Source organism: Janthinobacterium sp. UMAB-60, assembly GCF_900095235.1.
In the GTDB taxonomy this organism is placed as follows: domain Bacteria; phylum Pseudomonadota; class Gammaproteobacteria; order Burkholderiales; family Burkholderiaceae_D; genus Janthinobacterium.
Map to the genome: position 1 here is coordinate 42,080 of NZ_LT607504.1, position 21,471 is coordinate 63,550.

At 65.0% G+C, this 21,471-nt stretch carries 21 protein-coding genes; 15 read left to right on the forward strand and 6 right to left on the reverse strand.

Annotation, left to right across the window (positions count from 1 at the left end; translation table 11 throughout):
• Nucleotides 1-12: 12 nt before the first annotated feature.
• Both K0F86_RS25490 and K0F86_RS25495 read right to left on the reverse strand, forming a co-directional pair.
• A complete protein-coding gene (locus K0F86_RS25490; RefSeq protein ID WP_219136923.1) occupies nt 13-300 on the reverse strand; it encodes a putative quinol monooxygenase in 288 nt (95 codons plus the stop codon).
• Between the two features lie 121 nt (nt 301-421).
• Nucleotides 422-994, reverse strand: coding sequence for an FMN-dependent NADH-azoreductase (locus K0F86_RS25495; protein WP_219136924.1), 573 nt, complete (start codon nt 992-994; stop codon nt 422-424).
• A gap of 162 nt (nt 995-1,156) precedes the next feature.
• Here K0F86_RS25495 and K0F86_RS25500 point away from each other — a divergent pair, with 162 nt between their 5' ends.
• On the forward strand, nt 1,157-1,552 hold the full coding sequence (locus K0F86_RS25500; RefSeq protein WP_219136942.1) for a helix-turn-helix domain-containing protein: 396 nt from the start codon (nt 1,157-1,159) through the stop codon (nt 1,550-1,552).
• A gap of 10 nt (nt 1,553-1,562) precedes the next feature.
• On the opposite strand, the gene K0F86_RS25505 is transcribed toward K0F86_RS25500, so the two are convergent.
• Together K0F86_RS25505 and K0F86_RS25510 are read right to left on the reverse strand one after the other, a co-directional pair.
• Nucleotides 1,563-2,018, reverse strand: a complete 456-nt coding sequence (locus K0F86_RS25505) for a GNAT family N-acetyltransferase (protein WP_219136925.1) — start codon at nt 2,016-2,018, stop codon at nt 1,563-1,565.
• 48 nt (nt 2,019-2,066) lie between these two features.
• Nucleotides 2,067-2,987 (reverse strand): LysR family transcriptional regulator, encoded by a 921-nt coding sequence (locus tag K0F86_RS25510; RefSeq protein WP_219136926.1) that lies wholly within the window; start codon nt 2,985-2,987, stop codon nt 2,067-2,069.
• Between the two features lie 149 nt (nt 2,988-3,136).
• Here K0F86_RS25510 and K0F86_RS25515 point away from each other — a divergent pair, with 149 nt between their 5' ends.
• The 6 genes from K0F86_RS25515 (at nt 3,137) to K0F86_RS25540 (ending at nt 9,322) form a co-directional block, all read left to right on the forward strand.
• On the forward strand, nt 3,137-4,351 hold the full coding sequence (locus K0F86_RS25515) for a 3-hydroxybenzoate 6-monooxygenase (protein ID WP_219136927.1): 1,215 nt from the start codon (nt 3,137-3,139) through the stop codon (nt 4,349-4,351).
• On the forward strand, nt 4,348-5,400 hold the full coding sequence (gtdA, locus tag K0F86_RS25520; RefSeq protein ID WP_219136928.1) for a gentisate 1,2-dioxygenase: 1,053 nt from the start codon (nt 4,348-4,350) through the stop codon (nt 5,398-5,400). The genes K0F86_RS25515 and gtdA overlap by 4 nt, the downstream gene beginning before the upstream one ends.
• A 20-nt stretch (nt 5,401-5,420) precedes the next feature.
• Nucleotides 5,421-6,128: a fumarylacetoacetate hydrolase family protein gene (locus K0F86_RS25525; RefSeq protein WP_219136929.1), complete on the forward strand. Its 708-nt coding sequence runs from the start codon at nt 5,421-5,423 to the stop codon at nt 6,126-6,128.
• A 66-nt stretch (nt 6,129-6,194) separates the two neighbouring features.
• Entirely contained in the window at nt 6,195-7,556 is a 1,362-nt protein-coding gene (locus K0F86_RS25530; protein WP_219136930.1) for an aromatic acid/H+ symport family MFS transporter, read from the forward strand.
• Entirely contained in the window at nt 7,553-8,197 is a 645-nt protein-coding gene (gene maiA, locus K0F86_RS25535) for a maleylacetoacetate isomerase (protein ID WP_219136931.1), read from the forward strand. Before K0F86_RS25530 ends, maiA begins: the two co-directional genes overlap by 4 nt.
• Before the next feature lie 24 nt (nt 8,198-8,221).
• Nucleotides 8,222-9,322, forward strand: a complete 1,101-nt coding sequence (locus tag K0F86_RS25540; protein WP_219136932.1) for a porin — start codon at nt 8,222-8,224, stop codon at nt 9,320-9,322.
• A gap of 7 nt (nt 9,323-9,329) precedes the next feature.
• Here the strand turns inward: K0F86_RS25540 and K0F86_RS25545 are convergent, their stop codons facing one another.
• On the reverse strand, nt 9,330-10,370 hold the full coding sequence (locus tag K0F86_RS25545) for an AraC family transcriptional regulator (RefSeq protein ID WP_219136933.1): 1,041 nt from the start codon (nt 10,368-10,370) through the stop codon (nt 9,330-9,332).
• A 208-nt stretch (nt 10,371-10,578) separates the two neighbouring features.
• On the opposite strand from K0F86_RS25545, the gene K0F86_RS25550 reads away from it, so the two are divergent.
• From K0F86_RS25550 to K0F86_RS25585, 8 genes are all read left to right on the forward strand, one after another.
• Nucleotides 10,579-12,588 carry a glycoside hydrolase family 3 protein gene (locus K0F86_RS25550; RefSeq protein WP_219136934.1) on the forward strand — a complete coding sequence of 670 codons (2,010 nt, stop codon included), beginning with the start codon at nt 10,579-10,581 and terminating at the stop codon, nt 12,586-12,588.
• A gap of 124 nt (nt 12,589-12,712) precedes the next feature.
• Nucleotides 12,713-14,521 (forward strand): DUF885 domain-containing protein, encoded by a 1,809-nt coding sequence (locus tag K0F86_RS25555; RefSeq protein ID WP_219136935.1) that lies wholly within the window; start codon nt 12,713-12,715, stop codon nt 14,519-14,521.
• Nucleotides 14,522-14,593: 72 nt separating this feature from the next.
• Nucleotides 14,594-15,547: a DMT family transporter gene (locus K0F86_RS25560; protein WP_219136936.1), complete on the forward strand. Its 954-nt coding sequence runs from the start codon at nt 14,594-14,596 to the stop codon at nt 15,545-15,547.
• A gap of 86 nt (nt 15,548-15,633) precedes the next feature.
• Nucleotides 15,634-16,089: a homoprotocatechuate degradation operon regulator HpaR gene (hpaR, locus tag K0F86_RS25565; protein WP_251348489.1), complete on the forward strand. Its 456-nt coding sequence runs from the start codon at nt 15,634-15,636 to the stop codon at nt 16,087-16,089.
• 352 nt (nt 16,090-16,441) lie between these two features.
• Nucleotides 16,442-17,608, forward strand: coding sequence for a porin (locus K0F86_RS25570; RefSeq protein ID WP_257572362.1), 1,167 nt, complete (start codon nt 16,442-16,444; stop codon nt 17,606-17,608).
• A gap of 28 nt (nt 17,609-17,636) precedes the next feature.
• A complete protein-coding gene (locus K0F86_RS25575) occupies nt 17,637-18,161 on the forward strand; it encodes a sorbitol dehydrogenase family protein (RefSeq protein ID WP_257572363.1) in 525 nt (174 codons plus the stop codon).
• A 9-nt stretch (nt 18,162-18,170) separates the two neighbouring features.
• Complete coding sequence (locus K0F86_RS25580; RefSeq protein ID WP_219136937.1) at nt 18,171-19,778, forward strand: GMC family oxidoreductase; 1,608 nt, start codon at nt 18,171-18,173, stop codon at nt 19,776-19,778.
• Nucleotides 19,775-21,175 carry a cytochrome c gene (locus tag K0F86_RS25585; protein WP_257572364.1) on the forward strand — a complete coding sequence of 467 codons (1,401 nt, stop codon included), beginning with the start codon at nt 19,775-19,777 and terminating at the stop codon, nt 21,173-21,175. Before K0F86_RS25580 ends, K0F86_RS25585 begins: the two co-directional genes overlap by 4 nt.
• Nucleotides 21,176-21,225: 50 nt before the next feature.
• Here K0F86_RS25585 and K0F86_RS25590 read toward each other — a convergent pair.
• Nucleotides 21,226-21,471: SDR family oxidoreductase (locus K0F86_RS25590; RefSeq protein WP_219136938.1), on the reverse strand; the 246-nt coding region annotated here is incomplete at its 5' end.

Genomic DNA, 21,471 nt, shown 5'->3' on the forward strand with positions numbered 1-21,471 from the left:
ACGCGCTTGCCGTTACTTCAGCTTGCTCAACTCGGCCACGTCGATCTTGACGACCTTGTCGCCCACGGCGGCCACCAGCGCCTTGAAGTGGGGCGTCGCGTAATGCGCCGTCAGCGCGTCCTGGTCGGTCCATTCTTCCAGCATGATGAAGCGTGTGGGAATCTTGTTGTCGAGGTGCAATTCGTAGCGCAGGCAGGCGCTTTCCGCGCGGCTGGGCGGTACGACGGCTTCCAATGCGGCGCGCACGGCGTCGATATGGTGGGCTTGGGCATCGATGGTGGCGACGACGATCAGGGTCATGGTGTTCCTTGTAAAGTGGTGGGGCCGATGCAGCTTAGCGCAGTTTGCCCATTCTTGCCCGCCATGCCCAGCCTGGCTGCGCCGAAACAGTTTCTGCCGCAGCCAGATAATCAAGGTAAATCTACGCCGCCCGCAGCGCGCCGATCTGCTCGAAGGCCGCCGTCATCGCCTGCGCCCTGGCGGCGTCGCTGACCTTGACGCCTTCGGCGCGCACGATGTCGAGCTGCGTGATGCCAAGGAAACCAAGGAAGGCGCGCAGATGGCTTTCCTGGTGTTCCAGGGTGGCCATCGGCGTGTCGGCGCCGTAATAGCCGCCACGCGTCGAGGCGATGATCACGCGTTTGCTGCCCAGCAAACCTTCGGGGCCATTGGCGCCGTACTGAAACGTCTTGCCGGGCACGGCCAGCGCGTCGAGCCACGATTTGAGCTGGCTGGGGATGGCGAAGTTGTACATGGGCGCGCCGATGACGATGACGTCGGCGGCCAGCACTTGCTCCAGCGCGGCGGATAGTGCTTCGCCCTCGGCGGCGCCGGGGGCGGCCGTAAATTGCGGCAAGGGCTGGGCGGCCAGGTCGCGGTAGTGGACGGTGGCGCCGGGCGCCCCCGCTTGCAGGCGGGCGGCGATGGCGGCGGTCAGGTGGCGGCTGACGGAATGCTCGCCGAGGATGCTGGAATCGATATGCAGGATGTTCATGTGCGCCTTCTTGGATGGTATGATCGGGTGGTATGTTTTTGTAACCGAGTTAAATATAGTGACTATCAAATGAACGCACAAGAAGGCACTTTTTCCACACTGGGGCACACGGATGTGACTATGGGCGAGGTGGCCGCGCGCGGGGCCGAGCTGGAAAGGCGCATGCGCGACCATGGCGGCCATGCGGGCGTGGCCGACGCGTGCCGGCCGATCACGGATATCCTCACGCGTGTGGGCGACAAATGGAGCGTGATGGTGGTGATGTTGCTGGGCAATGGCACCAAGCGCTTCAACGAGATGCGCCGCCTGATCGGCGGCATCTCGCAGCGCATGCTGACCCTGACCTTGCGCGGTCTGGAGCGCGACGGTCTCGTCACGCGCACCGTGTTTCCCACCGTGCCGCCGCGCGTCGACTATGCGCTGACGGATCTGGGGCGTTCGCTGTTGATCCCCATCAGCGCGCTGGGCGCCTGGGCCTACGGCCACCGCGACGCCATCGATGCGGCGCGGCTGGCGTTCGATGCCAGGGCCGATGCGGGCGTAACGCCAGACAGTTAGGCCAGCTCAGTTAGGCCAACTGAATCACGGCCAGCATGTCATTGCCATCCGCGTCGATGCCTTTTTCCACGAAACCCATGCTGGCATAGAACTGTTTCGCGTTGGCATTGCTGGGCTTGTAGCAAATTTCGATGCTGCGCGCGTCCGGGCGGGCGCGGATTTCCGCCAGCGCCAGGGCCAGGGCGGCGCGGCCATGGCCTTGCCCCTGGCGCCGGTGATCGATCATGAAGCGCCAGATCTGGTAGTGGCCGGGTGGGTCATCGGCGTCGGGCGAGACGAACATCAGGAAGCCGATCACTTCCTCGTCGCCATACACGGCGCGCGTATGCAGGATGGCGGGATGGAAACTCGCTTGCGCGATGGAATAGTCGTTGCTGGCCAGGTAGTCGCGCTGCTGGGGCAGCAAAGGCAGTTCGCTGATGAGGTCAAAATTGTCGACGGTGACGGGGCGCAGGCTGATGAGCATGTTCAATCAATGGCATGTAAGGACAAGGCTTGCCAGTATGGGGAGAAATTACTCAATAGGCAATGTTGTTGCGTCGCCAGCCCCAAACAGCTGCGCCATCGTCTGGCGCAGCCAGCGGTTCGACGCATCCTCATGGTAGCGCTCGTGCCAGTGCTGCTTGACTGAGAAGCTGGGCAGCGCCACGGGCAGGGGCAGGATGCGGAACGCTTCGTGGTTCTGCATTTGCAGTGCGTAGCGGTACGGTACCGTGACGATGTACTCGGTTTCGGCGACGATGCGCGATACGCCCAGGAAGCTGGGCAGTTTCAGCACGATGCGCCGCTGCACGCCGGCCGCCGCCAGCACCTTTTCCACGATGGAGTGGCCCGTGCCCGAGCTTTTCACTTCGATATGTCCCTCCGCCAGGAACTCTTCCACCGTAATCGTGTCGCGGATGCGCGGGTGGCTGCTGGCCACCAGGCAGACAAAATGCTGGTCGAACAGTTTTTGCTGATAAAACCCCGATTCCAGGTGCGGCATGAAGCCCACGGCCAGGTCCACTTCGCCTCCTTCCAGCCGCGCCGGCGTGTCGGTGGCGATCTTCGACACGTCCAGCGTGATGTGGGGACCGATCTGCTGCAGGTGATTGAGCAGGGTGGGCAGCAGCACGATTTCACTGATGTCCGTCATGCAGATGGCAAATTCGCGCGTGCTGGCGGCCGGGTCGAACACGGGCTGGTCGGCCAGCGCGTGCTGCCAGGCGGCAATCGCGGCGCGCACGTCCTGCACCGCGTTCTGCGCGCGCGGCGTCGGCTCCATGCCTTTCGAGGTGCGCGCGAACAGGCGGTCGCCGAAATGCGTGCGCAGCTTGCCCAGGCCGATGCTGACCGTCGATTGCGGCAAGCCCAGGTTTTCCGCCGCGCGCGTCACATTGCGGCTTTTATAGATCTCGTCAAAGATGAACAGCAGTTCGATATCGAAGCGCGACATAAGAGGATTCCACCATTATTTAAAAACGTGATTGTGGTTATTGTATTCCATCGCTTTACCAAATATTGACCTGTCGGCACACTGCTTGTCATACCAAGAGCACGGCAAACGTGCATCGCGCAAGCACACAGATCAATTGGAGGAAAGAAATGGAAGCTACCCACAAACCGTCGGTCTTGATCGTCGGCGGCGGCATCGGCGGCATGGCCGCCGCCCTGTCCCTGTCGCGCCTGGGGCTGGCTGTCACTGTGCTGGAACAGGCATCGACCCTGGGCGAGATCGGCGCTGGCATCCAGCTGGCGCCCAACGCCTTCGCCGCGCTCGACGCGCTGGGCGTGGGCGAGCGCACGCGCGCCAAGGCCGTCTTCACCGAACGCCTGGTGATGATGGACGCCGTCGACGCGACCGAGGTAGGCACTTTTGTCGTCGACGCGGCTTTCCGCGCACGCTTCAGCAATCCCTACGCCGTCATCCACCGGGCCGATATCCACGGCGCCATCCTCGACGCGGTGCGCACCTCGCCATTGATCACGTTTGTGACCTCGTCGCAGGTGACGGACGTGGTGGAAGATGCGGACGGCGTCACCGTGGTCGATGCGGCCGGGTGCAGTTTTCGCGCCGATGTGCTGATCGGCTGCGATGGCGTCAAATCCGTCATCCGCGAGCGCATCGTGGGCGACAAGGTCCGCGTTTCCGGCCACGTGGTGTACCGCGCCGTGGTGCCGGCCGCCGACATGCCGGCCGACCTGCGCTGGAATGCGCCCGTCGTCTGGGCCGGGCCGAACTGCCACCTCGTGCATTACCCGCTGCGCAACGGCGAGCAATACAACCTGGTGGTGACCTTCCACAGCCGCGAGCAGGAAGCGTGGAGCGTTACGGACGGCAGCAAGGAAGAAGTGCTGTCGTATTTCGACGGCGTGCACGCGCAACCGCGCCAGTTGCTGCACAAGCCGACGACTTGGCGCCGCTGGAGCACGGCCGACCGCGATCCCGTCGACAACTGGAGCACGCAGCGCATGACCCTGCTGGGCGACTCGGCCCACCCGATGCTGCAATACCTGGCGCAGGGCGCCTGCATGGCGCTGGAAGATGCCGTCACCCTGGGCGAGGCCGTGCGCGCCTGCGATTTCGACATGGCCGCCGCCTTCCAGCTGTACCAGACCTCGCGCATCGCCCGCACGGCCCGCGTGGTGCTGTCGGCGCGCGAAATGGGCCGCCTGTACCACGCCAAAGGCGTCGAACGCCTGGTGCGCAACGATTTATGGCGCGGCCGCACGCCCGCGCAATTCTATGAGGCGCTGGCCTGGCTGTACGGCTGGACGGCGCAAACCTGCCTGGCCACCATCGAGAAGGACGCAGCATGACTTCCCACCAGACGCCTGAACGCGAGGCTTTATATGCAGCCCTGAGCGGCATGCACCTGTCGCCGCTGTGGCAATCCCTGCACACGCTGGTGCCGCCGCATCCGACGGCGCCGTATGCCGCTGCCCTGTGGCGCTATGCGGACATCGCGCCGCAGCTGGCGCGCGCCGGCGAGGTCATTACGGCCCACGAAGCCGTGCGCAGGGTCCTCGTGCTGGAAAACCCGGCCTTGCCGGGCCGCTCGTCGATCACCCAATCGCTGTACGCGGGCTTGCAGCTGATTTTGCCCGGCGAAGTGGCGCCATCGCACCGCCACAGCCAGTCGGCGCTGCGCTTCGTCGTCGAAGGGCAGGGCGCCTACACGACGGTGGCGGGCGAGCGCACCACCATGCACCCCGGTGACTTCATCATCACGCCCTCGTGGACCTGGCATGACCATGGCAATGTGGGCGTGGACGGCGTCTGCGAGCCGGTCGTCTGGCTCGATGGCCTCGACATTCCCATGCTGCGCTATTTCGACTCGGGCTTCGCAGAAAATGACACGCAGGACAGCCAGATGGTCAGCCGCCCGGAAGGCCAGAGCTTCGCCCGCTACGGCTACAACATGGCGCCCGTCAAGTCGCTGCACGCGGGCGCCACCTCGCCCATCTTCAATTACCCATATGCCCGTTCGCGCGAGGCGCTGGACCTGCTGTCGCGCACGGACGCCATCGACGACTGGCACGGCTACAAGCTGCGCTACACGAATCCGCTGACGGGCGGCTCGCCCATGCCCACCATGGCCACCTTCATGCAGCTGCTGCCGAAAGGGTTTGCCGGCAAGCGCGCGCGCAGCACCGACGGCACCGTCTACAGCGTGGTCGAAGGCCACGGCACGGTGACGATAGGCGAGCAGGTGTTTGATTTCGCCCCGCGCGACACCTTCGTCGTGCCGTCGTGGGCCCTTGTCTCCTTCGACTGCCCGCAGGAAGACGTCGTGCTGTTCAGTTTTTCCGACCGCCCCGTGCAGCAAGCCATGGGCGTGCTGCGCGAGCAGTTTTTGACCGATTGATTTTTTCACAGGATTTAACCATGACCAACTTCACCTTCGCCCCCCAAGCCATCGCCGGCCTGCCCATCGTCGGCACGGACAGCCAGTTCCCCGTGCGCCGCATCTACTGCGTGGGTCGCAACTACGCCGCCCATGCGCGCGAAATGGGTTTTGATCCCGACCGCGAGCCGCCATTCTTCTTTTGCAAACCGAATGACGACAAATCCGTCGTGCCCGTGCCGCCCGGCGTGACGGCCACCGTGCCGTACCCGGCGCAGACGTCGAACTACCACCACGAAATCGAACTGGTGGTCGCCATCGGCAAGGGCGGCAAGGACATCGCCCTGGAGGACGCGGCGTCGCACATCTTCGGCTACGGCGTGGGCCTGGACATGACGCGGCGCGACCTGCAGATGCGCATGCGCGAGCAGGGCCGCCCGTGGGAGATCGGCAAGGCTTTCGACTATTCGGCGCCCATCGGCGCGCTCACGCCGATTGCCGACAGCGGTGAAATCAGCACGGGCGCCATCGTGCTGGAGGTCGACGGAAAAATCGTGCAGACGAGCGATTTGACGCACCTGATCTGGTCCGTCAATGAAGTCATCGCCAATCTGTCGACCTTGTTCGAGCTGCAGCCGGGCGACATCATCATGACGGGCACGCCCGAAGGCGTGGGCGCCGTCACCCGCGGACAAACCATGGAGGCGCGCATCGCCGGGCTGACGCCGATCACCGTCGCCGTGCAGTAAACACCATCGGGCCAGCGCGGCACAGATCGCGCAGCCCAAGCGAACAATAACAATGGAGACAAGACAATGACTACCCACGCCGGCACCGACGTCCAGCACTTCCTCGACAGCCACCCGTTTTCCCGCTACCAGAAGCTGATCCTCTGGCTATGCTTTCTGATCGTCGCCATCGACGGCTTCGACACGGCCTCGATCGGCTTCATCGCGCCCGCCATCCGCGCCGAATGGGGCTTGACCCCCGCCGCGCTGGCACCGCTGTTCGGCGCCGGGCTGTTTGGCCTGATGGCCGGCTCTTTCCTGTTCGGCCCCCTGGCGGACCGCTACGGCCGCCGCCCCGTGCTGATCGTCTCCGTCGCGTTTTTCGGCGCGGCCAGCCTGCTGTCGGCCTGGTCGACGGATCTGACGATGCTGCTGGCGCTGCGCTTTTTGACGGGACTGGGCCTGGGCGGCGCCATGCCCACTTCCGTGACCATGACGTCCGAATACTGTCCGCAGCGGCGCCGTTCCGGCCTGGTGACCATGATGTTCTGCGGCTTTACCATCGGTTCCGCGCTGGGCGGCCTGGCCTCGGCGCAGCTGCTGCACCTGATCGGCTGGCGCGGCGTGCTGATGCTGGGCGGCGCCTTGCCGCTGCTGCTCGTGCCCGTGCTGCTGCTGGCGCTGCCCGAATCGCTGCGCTGGCTGGTGCTGAAAGGCCGCGATGGCAGCCAGGTGCTGAACATCGTGCGCCGCATCGCACCCACCCTGGCTGCCTTGCCGCGCCTCGTCGTCAGCGATAAAAAACTGGCCGGCTCGCCCATGGCCGAATTGTTCCGTCCCGGCGTGATTGGCGGCACCTTGCTGCTGTGGTCCACGTTTTTCATGAGCTTATTGATCATCTATTTGCTGTCGAGCTGGATGCCGACCCTGTTGAATGGCAATGGCCTGTCCCTGTCCAACGCCTCGCTGGTGACGATGATGTTCCAGGTGGGCGGCACCGTCGGCGCGATTCTGCTGGGCCGCTGGATGGATCGCTACAGCCCGCATAAAGTGCTGAGCATCGCCTACCTGGCGGCCGCCGGCTGCATCGTCGTCGTGGCCCTGTCGGGCAGCAGCCTGGCTGTGCTGGTGCTGGCCGTCTTTGGTGTCGGCTTTGGCGTGAGCGGCTCGCAAGTGGGCGCCAATGCGCTGGCCGCCGCGTTTTACCCCACGTCGAGCCGTGCCACGGGCGTCAGCTGGGCGGCCGCCGTGGGCCGCAGCGGTTCCGTGCTCGGCTCCATGGCCGGCGGCCTGATGCTGACCCTGAAACTCGATAACGAAACCATCTTCTTCCTGCTGGCCATTCCGGCCGTGCTGGCGTCCCTGGCCTTGCTGGCCATGGGGCGTTTGATGCGCACCCGGACTGCCGCCAGCGCCGTTCCCGCCACCCTGAAAGAGAGCACCGTATGAAATTGCATGGCTATTACCGCAGCTCCGCGTCCTACCGCGTGCGCATCGCGCTGAACCTGAAGCAGCTGCACGCCGACACGGCCTATGTGCACCTGAGCCGCAACGGCGGCGAGCAGTTCACGCCCGCGTTTTCCAGCCTGAACCCGCAGCACCTGCTGCCCGTGCTGGAGGACGGCGGCGCCGTGCTGACGCAATCCTTGGCCATCATCGAGTACCTGGACGAGACGCAGGCGGGGCAAAAACTGCTGCCGGCCGATGCCCTGGGCCGCGCCCGCGTGCGCCAGCTGGCCATGGTCTGCGCCTGCGACATCCACCCGCTGAACAACCTGCGCGTCCTCAATTATCTGACGGGGCCTTTGGCCCTGTCGCAGGAGCAGAAGAACGCGTGGTACCAGCACTGGACGCATCTGGGTTTGGCCGCGCTGGAAGTGGAGCTGGCGGGCAGCCCCCACACGGGCCGGTTCTGCCATGGCGACACGCCGACCCTGGCCGACTGCTGCCTGGTGCCGCAGGTGTATAACGCGCGGCGCTTCCAGTGCGACCTGGCGCCGTATCCCACGATCCTGCGCATCGTCGCGCACTGCGAGGCGCTGCCGGCGTTTCAGCACGCGCACCCGGATACACAGCCAGACGCAGAATAAAAACCACAATAGACGGAGACAAGCATGAGAAAAATCAACGCCATCACCATGGCGCTGCTGGGCGCGTGCGCCTGCGGCGTGACCACAGGCGCTTACGCGCAAAGCGGCGTCACCCTGTACGGAGTGCTCGACAGCTCGGTGGCTTATACGAGCAATGTCAATGCGGCCGGCGACAGCATGGTCAAAGTGCCGACACTCACGGGCTCCCTGCCGTCGCGCTTCGGTTTCAAGGGCGTGGAAGACCTGGGCGGCGGCTTGCAGGCCATCTTTGCGCTGGAATCGGGCTTCGGCGTCGACACGGGCATCGCGGGGCAGGGCGGGAGATTATTTGGCCGCCAGTCGTATGTGGGCTTGAAAGGGCGTTATGGCAGCGTGATGCTGGGGCGGCAAATGAATATGTCGTTCTGGGCCACGCAAAAGTCCGACATCATGGGCCCGGCCCTGTTTTCCATCAGCAGCCTCGATCTGTACCTGCCGAATGCGCGCAGCGACAACGCCATCGGCTACCTGGGCACGTTCTCGAACGTGACCGTGGGCGCCACTTATAGCCAGGGGCGCGATGCCTCGGCGGCGGGCGGGCCGGCCGCCACGGGTTGCGCGGGCGAAGTGGCGGGTAATGCCAAGGCTTGCCGCCAGATCACCGCCTTGCTCGGTTACGACACGGGCCGCTATGGCGCCACGGCCTCGTACGACATTATGTACGGCAATGCGGGCGCGGCCAACGGCCTCACGTCGAGCCGCAACTTCGACCGCCGCGTGATCGCCAGCGCCTATGCCATGGCGGGCCAGCTGAAAATCGGCGGCGGCATCATCGACCGCACTATCCGCGCGGCCACGGGACCGGTCGACTCGCAGTTGCTGTATGTGGGCGCCGCGTATCCGCTGGCGCCCGCGCTGGTTCTCGATGGACAAATCGCCAGGCTGGCCGTGAAGGACAGCCCGAACGATTCCACGCTGGCCACCATGCGCCTGACGTATCACCTGTCCAAGCGCACGGCCATCTACAGCGCCATCGGCCGCATGGACAACAGCGGCGCGGCTGCCGTGGCGCTGGACGCGGGCGGCACCGTGGGCGCGGGGCGCACGCAGAACGGCGTGATGGCGGGGATGCGCCACTTTTTCTGACATCCTCCTATGAGCTGCCTTGCATGTCGTGCCGGTAGCGCGCCGGCGGCAGTTCGAACTGGTTCTTGAAAAAGCGGGTAAACGCGCTTTGCGAGGAAAACCCCAGACGCTCGCTGATGTCCGCCACGCTCATGCTCGTTTCGCGCAGCAGGCGGCGCGATTCGCGGCTCTTCGCGCGCAGTTCCAGTGCGCGGAACGAGGTCTGCTCCTGCTGCAACTGGCGCTGCAAGGTCCAGCGGTTCATCGCCAGGCCGTCGCACAGGGCCGGCAGCAGCGCGGCGCCGTCGGCATCGCCTGCGCCTTGCCGGCCCAGCAAATCGATGATCGCCTGCTCCACGCGGGCCGAAAACAGCTGTGCGCCCTGCAACTGCTGCAATTGCCCCTGCGCGTGCCGCAGGGCGTGCGGCGCCAGCATGGCATTGAACTGGGCGAAGGGACGGTCCAGCGCCGGCGCGTCGAACGTCAGGGTGTTGCGCGCCTGGCCGAAGGTGGCGGCGGCGCCGAAGCATTCGGCAATGGCCGGCGCGAACCATGGCGCCTTGCCCTGGAAGCCGGCATGGAAGGCGGTGGCCGCGCCATCGTCGTAGGCGCGCGCCACCAGCGACAGCATGCGGAAATTGGCCAGCGCCTGCATGGCGCCCCCCAGCGGGCAAAACTCGGACAGGTATTCGATCTCGATGCGCGTGCCATTTTCGCTCATCAGCATGAAGTCGAACTCGCCGATCAGGCCCCGCAAGTGCAGCAGCTCGTGCAGCGCGCTGCGCAGGGTGGGGCGGTTGAAGCACACGTGGCCGATGCCAGAGTAATGCGCGAACCAGTGCGTCACGTCCAGGTCGAGCAGGCCGCGGTGCTGCGGCAACTGCTGGGCGTAGGCAGTCATGCGGCGGTGCCGCTCGGCGTTGATGCGCCCGCCTGGTTCCGTGAGTTGCGCCGGCGTGATGCCCGTGCGTTGAAAAAACTCGGCGGGGTCGTGGCCATCGGCTTGCATGGCGCGCGCGCATTGTTGCGCGATGCGGTTCGAAACCGTGCGCGTGTCGGGTTTGTGCAAGGCTGCCTCCTGCTTATTGTAGTAATTTTTCACAAATATTAGCACTTTGTAGGAGATTGTTGGTTGTTGTGCCATCTAAGCAAAAATTGTTTTCGCGGGTATAAAACGCGTGCTGTACGGTCAAGAAACTCACGCATTCTCACGCTATATTGTTTTCGGCCGGCCTTGCTGCCGCGCCTTGATACCTACAAAAACAGTCTTGGAGATAATGATGAATTGCACTTTGAAACCGATGGCCCGCGTGGTCGCCGGCTGCGTCGCCACGCTTGCCCTGGCCGCTTGCGGCAATGACACCGGCAGCGAGGGATACACGCAGCCCGTGTTCGGCGCCACCACCTACACCCAGTTGAAAGTCGACGGCTATACCTTCAAGGATATGAACCGCAACGGCAAGATCGACCCGTACGAAGACTGGCGCCTGCCGGCCGAGGCGCGCGCCGACGACTTGTTGTCGCGCATGAGCCTCGACGAAAAAGCGGGCCTGATGATGCACGGCACGGCGCCCACCGTGTCCGATCCTTCCGGCATCGGCCTGGGCGGCGCGTATGACCTGGCGGCCCTGCAAGACCTGATCGTCAAGCAGTACGTCAACACCTTCATTACCCGCATGGCGGGCGACACGGCCAATATGGCGGCCCAGTACAACAAGGTGCAGGCCCTGAGCGAAACCTCGCGCCACGGCATTCCCGTGTCGATCAGCACGGACCCGCGCCACCATTTCCAGTACACGATGGGCGCCAGCGCGGCTACCTCCGGCTTCTCGCAGTGGCCGGAAACCCTGGGCCTGGCCGCCATCGGCGACGACGCGCTGGTGCGCCGCTTCGGCGACATCGCGCGCCAGGAATACCTGGCCGTCGGCATCACGCAGGCGCTGTCGCCGCAGGCCGACCTGGCCACGGAGCCGCGCTGGTCGCGCATCAACGGCACCTTTGGCGAAGACGCGGACCTGGCCAAGCGCATGGTGCAGCACTATATCGAAGGCTTCCAGGATGGGAATACGGGTTTGCATGACGGCAGCGTGGTGGCCGTCGTCAAGCACTGGGTCGGCTACGGCGCCACGAAAGAGGGCTTTGACGGCCACAATTACTATGGCCGCTACATGACCTACCCGGGCAACAACTTCGCCTACCACGTGAAACCGTTCGAGGGCGCCTTCACGGCCAGGGCGGCCTCCGTCATGCCGACCTACGCGCTGCCGGACGGCAATATCACGATAGCCGGCATCACGCTGGAGCAAGTGGCGGCCGGCTTCAGCAAGACCATGCTGACGGATCTGCTGCGCGGCAAATACGGTTTCGAGGGCGTGATCCTGTCCGACTGGGGCATCACTTCCGACTGCGACGCCAATTGCCGCAACGGCACGGCGCCGGGCGTGGCGCCTTCCTTCATCGGCTTCGGCACGCCGTGGGGCATGGAAGACGCCACCAAGGCCGAGCGCTACGTCAAAGCTGTCACCGCGGGGATGGACCAGTTTGGCGGCGTGACGGAAGCGCCGTACCTGACGCAAGCCGTGCAGCGGGGCCAGCTGACGGAAGCGCGCATCAACGCGTCGGCGCGGCGCATCCTGATCCAGAAATTCAAGCAGGGCCTGTTCGAGCATCCATTCGTCGATGCGGCCAAGGCGGCCAGCACGGTGGGCAAGGCGGAATTCGTCGAGGCGGGCCTGGATGCCCAGCGCCGCTCGCTGGTCCTGCTGGAAAACAAGGACAAGGTTTTGCCGCTGGCGGCCAGCGTCAAGAAGGTCTATTTGTACGGCATCGATGCAGCCGTGGCGCAAAAATATGGCTACACGGTGGTGGCCACGCCGCAGGAAGCGGACGTGGCCCTGCTGCGCGTGGCCGCGCCGTATGAAACCCTGCACCCGAACTACATCTTCGGCAGCATGCAGCACGAGGGCCGCCTCGATTACGTCGACGGCAATGCCGACTACGAAGCGATCAAGAACGCGGCGAAGTTCGCGCCGAAGACGGTGGTCACCGTGTACCTGGACCGCCCGGCCATCCTCGGCAACGTGCAGGACAAGGCCAGCGCCATCGTCGCCAACTTTGGCGTCAGCGATGGCGCGCTGTTCGATGTCCTGACGGGCAAGGCCAAGCCGCAAGGCAAGCTGCCGTTCGAACTGCCATCGTCGATGGCCGAAGTGCAGGTGCAGAAATCGGACGTGCCATATGATACGGCCCATCCGCTGTACAAGTTTGGCTACGGGCTGGCGTACTGACAGGAGCGGGACGGGCCGCCCGGCGCGGCCTGTTCCCGCCCGATTGACAGCACCCTTGCGCTCGCCGATACTGGCCGCTTCGTTCGCCGTTTTGTTCACCGATTCTGCCAGGAAGGAAACCCCGATGTCCGTCACTCCGCAATTGTGCAAGACCGTGTTAGTCGCCGCGCTTGCAACCGCGCTGGCCATGCCCGCCATGGCCGCCGTCCCCGTAGCGGCCGGCGCCACGTCCGCCTGGGTCGAGGCCAGCAACCGCAACGCGGCCATCGTGCTGGCGGCGCAGGCGCAGTTCTCGCCCGAAAACGCTTCCGACACGGGCCTGGCCCAGTACGACGGACTGGCCGCCGACCTGGGACCCCATATTGTCGAACGCCAGGTGGCGGCCATGCGGCAGGCGCGCGCGCAATTGCAGCACAAGCTGGCGGCGGAAAAAGATGAACGCGTCCGCCAGGATCTGCAGATCCTGACGCAGGCCGTCGACCAGGAAATCGCCGGCGCCCAACTGGACGCCAAATACACCTTGCCGTGGGTCGATGTGCCGCAGATGGTCTTTGGCAGCATGCAAAGCCTGCTGCAGGAACAGCGTCCGGCCGCGCGCCGCGCCAAGGCGCTGGAACGCCTGCAGCGCTATGTGGGGCAGTTCCCGGGCAGCACGCCGATCACGCAGCAGGCGAAGGCGCGCTTCACGGAAAAAATCGGCACGCCCGGCCTGGCCGGTCCCGTGCGCCTGCAGGTGGAGCAGTCGCTGGAAAACGTGCCCACGTATATCGCCGGCATCCGCAAGCTGTTTGCTGACATGAAAATCATTGGCGCCGAACCCGCGCTGGCGGCCATGGAGCAGCAGTTGAACGACTATGCGGCGTGGGAAAAGCAGGTGGTGCTGCCCCTGTCGCGCACGGATTTCCGCATGGCGCCCGAGCTGTATGCGTTTCGCCTGAAGCAGGTGGGCATCGACATCGAGCCGCGCGCGCTGGTGGAACGGGCGCAGGTGGCTTACCTGGAAACGCGCGCCGCCATGCAGGCGCTGGCGCCCGTGGTGGCGGCGAAAATGTCGATGAAGGGTGTCGATGGCAGTGATTACCGCCAGGTGCTGCGCGCGCTGAAGAGCGATTCCATCCCGAACGCGCAGCTCGAAGCGCACTACAAGGACGTCAATACGCAGCTCGAAGAACGTATCGCCCGGCAGCGCGTGGTCGATATCCCTGCGCGCGCCATGACCATGCGCCTGGCATCCGCCGCCGAATCGGCGGCCCAGCCGGCGCCGCATATGCGTCCGCCTCCGCTGATCGGCAATACGGGAGAGCACGGCCAGTTCGTCCTCCCCGTCAGCAATCCGGCCGCCAGCGGCAAGGGCGAAGCGTATGACGATTTCAACTTCGCGGGCGCGGCCTGGACCCTCAGCGCGCACGAGGGCCGTCCCGGCCACGAGCTGCAGTTCAGCGCCATGGTGGAGCGGGGCGTGTCGCAGGCGCGCAGCCTGTATGCGTTCAACAGCGTCAACGTGGAAGGCTGGGCGCTGTACGCGGAAGCGGAGATGATCCCGTACGAGCCGGCCGAAGGCCAGTTCATCGCGCTGCAGTTCCGCATGCTGCGCGCGGCGCGCGCCATGCTCGACCCGATGCTGAACCTGGGGCAGGTCACGCGCGAAGAGGCGGGCCGCATCCTGACGGATGAAGTGATGCTGTCGAAAGCGATGGCGCGCCAGGAATTGGACCGCTATACCTTCAACATGCCGGGCCAGGCGGGCAGCTATTTCTACGGCTATACGCGCATCCTGCAGCTGCGCGCGGAAACGGAGCTGGCGCTGGGCGCGAAATTCGACCGCCTGGCCTTCAATAACTTCCTGCTGGGCCAGGGTTTGCTGCCGCCGGACTTGCTGGCCAAGGCCGTGCGCGAACACTTCATTCCCGAGCAACGCAAGGCGAAGGGCTGACGACGGGCCACTCCGCGCTGTGCCGCATACCCTATACTGGCGTCCTTGAAATAATGACGCGGGTGTGGCTGCATGTTGCGTGGAATCGTATGTGGTTTGCTGGCCGGCGCCTTCTGGGGCGCCGTTTTCATTGTGCCCGTCTTGCTGCCGGATTTTTCTCCGGTCGAGCTGATGGTGGGCCGCTACGTCTGCTATGGCGCGCTGGCGGCCGGCTTGATGCTGCCGCGCCTCGTGCCCCTGCTGCGCCGGCTGCGGCGCAGCGACTGGCTGGCCATGCTGCGCCAGGCGCTGGCCGGCAATGTCGTGTATTACCTGCTGCTGGCGTATGGCGTCAAGCTGGCGGGCGTGGCGGCCACTTCGCTGATCATCGGTTTACTGCCCCTGAGCGTGACGATTTTGGGCCGCAAGGACCATGGCGCGCCGCCCCTGCGCCAACTGGCCTTGCCGCTGCTGGTGGTAGCGCTGGGCATCGCCTGCATCAATGGCGATATCTTCAGCCATGCCGGCGGCACGGGCGTGGACGGCGCCAGCCTGGCACACAGGCTGGCCGGCGTGCTATGCGCCATCGGCGCGCTCGCCTGCTGGAGCTGGTATGCGCTCGATAATGCCCGTTTCCTCAAGCGCCACGCGCATTTCAGTTCGGTGGAATGGGCCATGCTGTATGGCCTGGCCAGCGGCGTCATCGCGCTGATCGTTGGCGCCGTGATGCTGGCGCTGCAGCCGGCGGGTGGCGTCGATGGCGGTCCTGCGCGCGACTGGCCCCGCTACTGGCTCGTGTGCCTGCTGCTGGCGCTGGGCGCTTCCGTGATCGGCAACTACCTGTGGAACCTGGCGTCGCGCCTGGTGCCGGTGACCTTGTCGGGCCAGCTGATTTTGTCGGAGACCCTGTTCGCGCTGCTGTACGGCTTCGTCTACGCGCAGCGCATGCCGCGCGCCCTGGAATGGGCGGCGATGTTCTTGCTGACGGCGGGCGTGTTGTGGTCCGTGCAGCGGCACGCGCAGGAGGACGGGGCAGGGCGGACGTAGCGAAAAATACATCGTTGCCAGCCCGCCGTTTGCCCTGGGCCGGCCGTATAATGACGCTCATTTGCCGGTCATCCCAGGAGTTCCGCTTGCAGTTACCGATCCGTTATCCGAACATGCCGCAACTGCTGCTGAAGGCGCGCGACAGCCTGCTGCAGCATTTTCGCCCCATTCTCAATCACTTCGGCGTGACGGAGCAGCAGTGGCGCATCATGCGCGCGCTGAACGAGAGCCCCACGCTGGAGCCGCGCGAATTGTGCGAGATCTGCCAGATTTCCAGTCCCAGCATGAGCGGCATCCTGGCGCGCATGGAAGAAATCGGCCTGATCGGGCGCAGCAAGTTCGAAGGCGACCAGCGCCGCCGCAAGGTGCACCTGTCGGAAGCGGGCGCCAGCCTGCTGCTGCAGATGGGCAAGCTGATCGACTTGCAATATGAACACTTGGAAGCGGCATACGGCAAGCAGGTGTTCGAAGACATGCGCCGCACCCTGGAAGCTTTTATCGCTCTCGAAACCCTGCCGGTGGCGCCCGCCATCCTGCGCTGAACCCCAAACTTCTCCTTGCCTGAGCATCCATCGGGCGCGTGTTTTTCGACACGCGCCGCCGCTGCTTTTGCCATGCCCGTTCCGCGCATTGTCGCAGCCTGCCGGGCATGCGTCCGCGCGCCTGCCGGTTTTGCTATAAGACACAAGAAAGTTTTGCTATAAGACTACGCCTTACAGTCAATCACTTACATGTGAGTAAATAAGCGTATAATTTGCCTCACTTGATCCAGATCAAGAAGAACAGCGGATGTCCCATCGTTGATGGGGCGGCAACGCGGCGTCACAGCCTGTACTCGCCATCGTGGCGGCGATACCTGCCGGGCGTACAATAAAACAGGAAAGTCAGGAAAAAATGAACCATACATGCATGCGCGCTGCGGCGCTGGCCGTCTCCACGCTCATCGGCGCAAACGTTTGCGCCCAAAGCAATGTCACCATCTATGGCGTGGTCGACGCGGCCACCGCGTACGCGAGCAACCAGGGCGGCAAGTCGAACACGTACATGCGCAGCGGCAATTTGTCTGCCAGCAAGATCGGTTTCCAGGGCGTGGAAGACCTGGGCGGCGACCTGAAGGCGCTGTTCCTGCTGGAAAACGGCTTTGAAAGCGACACGGGTGCGCAGAGTTCCGCCGGTTCCCTGTTCAACCGCCAGGCCTATGTGGGCCTGCAATCGCACGCCTACGGCAGCGTGACGGCGGGCCGCCAGTACACGCCGTACTACCTGCTGGTGGGCTCGCTGGCGTCGAGCAACGTCTTGACGGGCGCCACCGGCGCCCATCCGGGCGATATCGACGGCCTCGATACGACCGTGCGCATCAGCAATTCCGTCAGCTACAGCATGCCAGCGTGGCGCGGCTTGCAGGCCAGCGCGCAATACGGCTTCGGCGAAGCGGCCGACGGCAATGCCGTGGGCAGCAGCTTCAGCGCCGCCGTCAAGTACAGCACGGCGCCGGCGGAATTCGCGCTCGGCTACCTGAAACTGAAAAATGGACAGAATGGCGCCGGCTGGAGCGACAAGGCCTCGGCCAGCTTCGGCATTTCCGCCATCAACCAAGGCTACGCCTCGGCCGACAGCATCGAATTCATCGCCGCCAGCGCGCGCTACACCATGGGCAAGTGGATGGTGGGCGCCAACGCCAGCAACGTGCAATACCAGGCGGGCAGCCATTCCACGTTCCGCGACACGGCCATCTTCAACACGGCCGGCCTGATTGCCAGCTACCAGTGGACGCCGCAGTGGTTCCTGTCCGCCGGCTACAGCGACACCTTCGCCAGCCGCGCCAACGGCGTGTCGGACCGCGCGCGCTACCGCCAGCTGTCGTTCGAACAGAATTACGCGCTGTCCAAGCGCACGGCGATCTACCTGATCGAAGCGCGCCAGCTGGCGCGCGGCCAGACCCTGGGCCAGGGCGGCGCCATCGTCGATGCCGTCGCCTCGGTCGGCGATTCGCAAAACGGCACGCCATCGTCGAACGGCGGCCAGACGGTGGTGATGGTCGGTCTCAAACATTCTTTCTGAACGGTTGCTGAACTCACGGGAGCTTCAATTGGACACTACATACAATAAGGAGGGCTGCGGCCCTCTGAATCCCGGCCGCCGCATGGTGCTGGCCGGCTTGCTGTCGGCTTCGGCCGCGGCGCTGATTCCCTGGGCGCTGGCCGAACCGGTCGCCAGTGCGGAGCAGGGCGCCTTCCTGGGCGTGTCGGCCATGCTGGTGGGGCGCCAGGTGCTCGACCCCGTGCTGGCCAGGCGCCTGTATGACGCGCTGGTGGCGCAGGACGCCGCCTTCCCCGCGAATGTGCGCGCGTTGCTGGCCCTGATCAATGCGCAGGGCTTGCAGGCGGCCGGCCTGCAGGAAGCGCTCGATGCGCTGGCTCCCGCCCAGTCGCCGCTGGCGGCCCTGCCGCGCCAGATCGCCAGCGCCTGGTATCTGGGCATCGTCGGCACGGGCGAGGCGGCCGTCTGCGTCGCCTACGAGCAGGCGTTGAACGCGGCCGTCGTGGCCGATGTGCTGAAACCTCCCACGTATTCCTACGGCGCCTACGGCAGCTGGGCCAGAAAACCAATTTAAGGAGCCATCATGGCTGAAGAACTCTCCGCCGATTACCTCGTGATCGGCTCCGGCATCATCGGCTCGCTGGCCGCGCGCAAACTGGCGCTGGCCGGCGCCTCGGTGCTGATCCTGGAAGCGGGCCCGCGCGTGTCGCGCGGCGAAATCGTCGCCCGTTTCCGCAACACGACGCGCCGCAGCGACTGGATGTCGCCGTATCCATCGGTGGCCACGGCGCCGCACCCGATCTACCAGCCGAAGGATAACGGCCACCTGGTGCAGGCCGGCCCGTATCCGTATCCGGCCGAATACATCCGCCAGTTCGGCGGCACGTCGTGGCACTGGGCCGCGCAGGCCTGGCGCAATGTGCCGAACGACTTCCGCATCCATACCCTGTATGGCGTGGGCGTCGACTGGCCCATCAGCTACGAAGACCTGGAACCGTTCTACCAGGAAGCGGAAGAGATCATGGGCGTCTCCGGTGCCGATAACACGGGTTCGCCGCGCAAGCAGGCCTTTCCGATGGCCCCCGTGACGGAGCCGTACGCCATGCGCCGCATCCGCGAGCGCCTCGACCCGTCGTTCAAGGTGGTCGGCAATACGGTGGCGCGCAACAGCGTCAGCTACGATGGCCGCCCGGCCTGCTGCGGCAACAACAGCTGCCAGCCGATCTGCCCCATCGATGCGCAATACCACGGCGGCATCGCCGCGCAGCAGGCGGAAGACGCGGGCGTCAGGATCGTCTGCAACGCCAACGTCTACAAGCTGGAACACGACGCGCAGGGCCGCATCACGGCCGCCCTGTACTACGACGTGGACAAGAACAGCCACCGGGTCACGGCCAAGACCTTCATCCTGGCCGCCAACGGCATTGAAAGCCCCCGTTTGCTGCTCGTTTCCGCTTCGGACAAATACCCGAACGGCCTGGCCAACAGCAGCGACATGGTGGGCCGCAATCTGATGGACCACCCGAGCACCTCGATCACCTTCGACGCCGATGAAGACCTGTGGCTGGGCCGGGGCCCGCAAAGCCCCAATTCCATCAACACCATGCGCGACGGCGATTTCCGCAGCCAGCATTCGCCGTACCGCCTGGATTTCACGAACATCTCGCGCGTCGATGGCGCGACCAGGGAATTGATCGGCAAGGGCGTGTTTGGCGCGGAATTCGAACAGCAGTTGCGTTTCCGCTCGGCGCGCGAGATGAGCCTGAAAAACGTGCTGGAAGTGCTGCCGAACCCGGAAAACCGCATTGCCCTCAGCAGCGAGAAGGATGCCATGGGCATCCCCAAGCCGCAGGCGCATTATGCGATCGACGAGTACACCAAGCGGGGCCACGAGCGCTCGAAGCAGGATTTCGAGAACATCGCCAGGCTGATGGGCGGCACCAATCTGCGCCACAGCAAGGAAGGCGTGTTCGCCAACAACCAGCACATCTGCGGCACCCTGTCGATGGGTTCCGACCCGGCCAAGGCCGTGTGCGACCAGTGGGGCCGCACGTTTGACCACGCCAACCTGTTCCTGTGCAGCACGGGCGTGCTGCCCACGTCCGGCACCTGCAATTCGACGGAAAACGGCCTGGCCGTGGCCTTGCGCACCGTTAAACATATCCTCGACGAACAGGGAGCAAAATCATGATGGGGACCTTCAGAATGGCGGCCGGCGCGGCCTTGCTGGCCCTGGCCTTGCCCGTGCTGGCGGCGGACGCCCCCGGCACCGACGTGCAGGCGATCGAGCGTGGCCGCTACCTGGCGACGGCGGGCGACTGCATCGCCTGTCATAGCGTGCCTGGCGGCAAGCCGATGGCGGGCGGACTGTCCCTGGCCACGCCGTTGGGGGCCATTGTCGCCACCAACATCACGCCATCGACAACGCACGGCATCGGCAACTACACGCTCAAGCAGTTTTCCGACGCCGTGCGCCACGGCGTGCGGGCCGACGGCGCCAACCTGTACCCGGCCATGCCCTACACGGCCTACGCCAAGGTGACGGATGACGACACGGCCGCCTTGTACGCCTACTTCATGCATGGCGTGGCGGCGGTGGACACGGCGCCGGCAACACAGACGGACTTGCCGTTCCCGTTCAACATCCGCCTGTCGATGGCGGGCTGGAATATGCTCTTCCTCGACAAGAAGCCGTTCGTGGCCGATGCGGCCAAGAGCATGGAGTGGAACCGCGGCGCCTACCTGGCGCAAGGGCTGGCCCATTGCACCACCTGCCACACGCCGCGCAATGCGCTGATGGCCGAGCAGTTGTCGAAAGAACTGGGCGGCGCCGACCTGGGGACCTGGTTTGCGCCGAACATCACCTCGGATGTCAACAGCGGCATCGGCAGCTGGAGCCAGCAAGACCTGGTCGGCTACCTGCGCACGGGCCGCGCCGCGCACCGGGGGCAGGCTGCCGGACCGATGGCCGAAGCCATCGACCATAGCCTGAAGCACCTGAGCGACGCGGACCTGAACGCCATCGCGCACTACATCAAGAGCGTACCCGCCATCCGCGACAAGGCGGACACGAAACCGGTGACGCAATGGGGCCAGGCGGGCGACGAGTTGAGTGCCATCCGCGGCGTGCCGCTGCCGCAAAACCTGAACAAGATGTCGGGCGCGCAGCTGTACGATGCGCAGTGCGCCAGCTGCCACCAGGCCAGGGGCGAGGGCAGTTTCGACGGCAGCTTGCCACCCCTGTTCCACAACTCGGTGACGGGCCGCAGCAACAGCAATAACCTGGTGATGGCGATCCTCGATGGGGTGGAACGGCAGGACGGCAAGGGTAATCATACTGCGGGACATCTGATGCCCGCCTTCCGCCAGACCCTGTCGGACGAGCAGATCGTCACCCTCGGCAATTACGTACAGAAGATGTACGGCAATCCCGACGTCAAGGTGACGGCGGAACAGGTGACGACCTTGCGCAACGGCGGTGCGCCATCGAACCTGATCGGGCTGGCCCGCGCGGGCATCATCGTCGGCGTGCTGGTGCTGCTGGCATTGCTGCTGTGGTGGCGGGGGCGCCGGCGCAAGTCGATGTAAGCCCTGAAGCGGAGGCTGGGGTCAGACTCAAAGGGTCTGACCCCATTTTTTTACGCTGCGAAGCCGCCATCGATCTTCAGCCCGGCGCCCGTGACGAACGCCGCTTCCGCGCTGGCCAGGTAAGCCACCATGCCTGCGATTTCATCGGCCGTGCCGTGGCGGGGCAGGGCCATCAGGCCGTGCATCAGGTCGGCGAAGTCGCCCGTCGGCGGGTTCATGTCGGTGGCGACGGGGCCAGGTTCCACATTGTTGATGGTGATGCCGCGCGGTCCCAGGTCGCGCGACAGGCCTTGCGT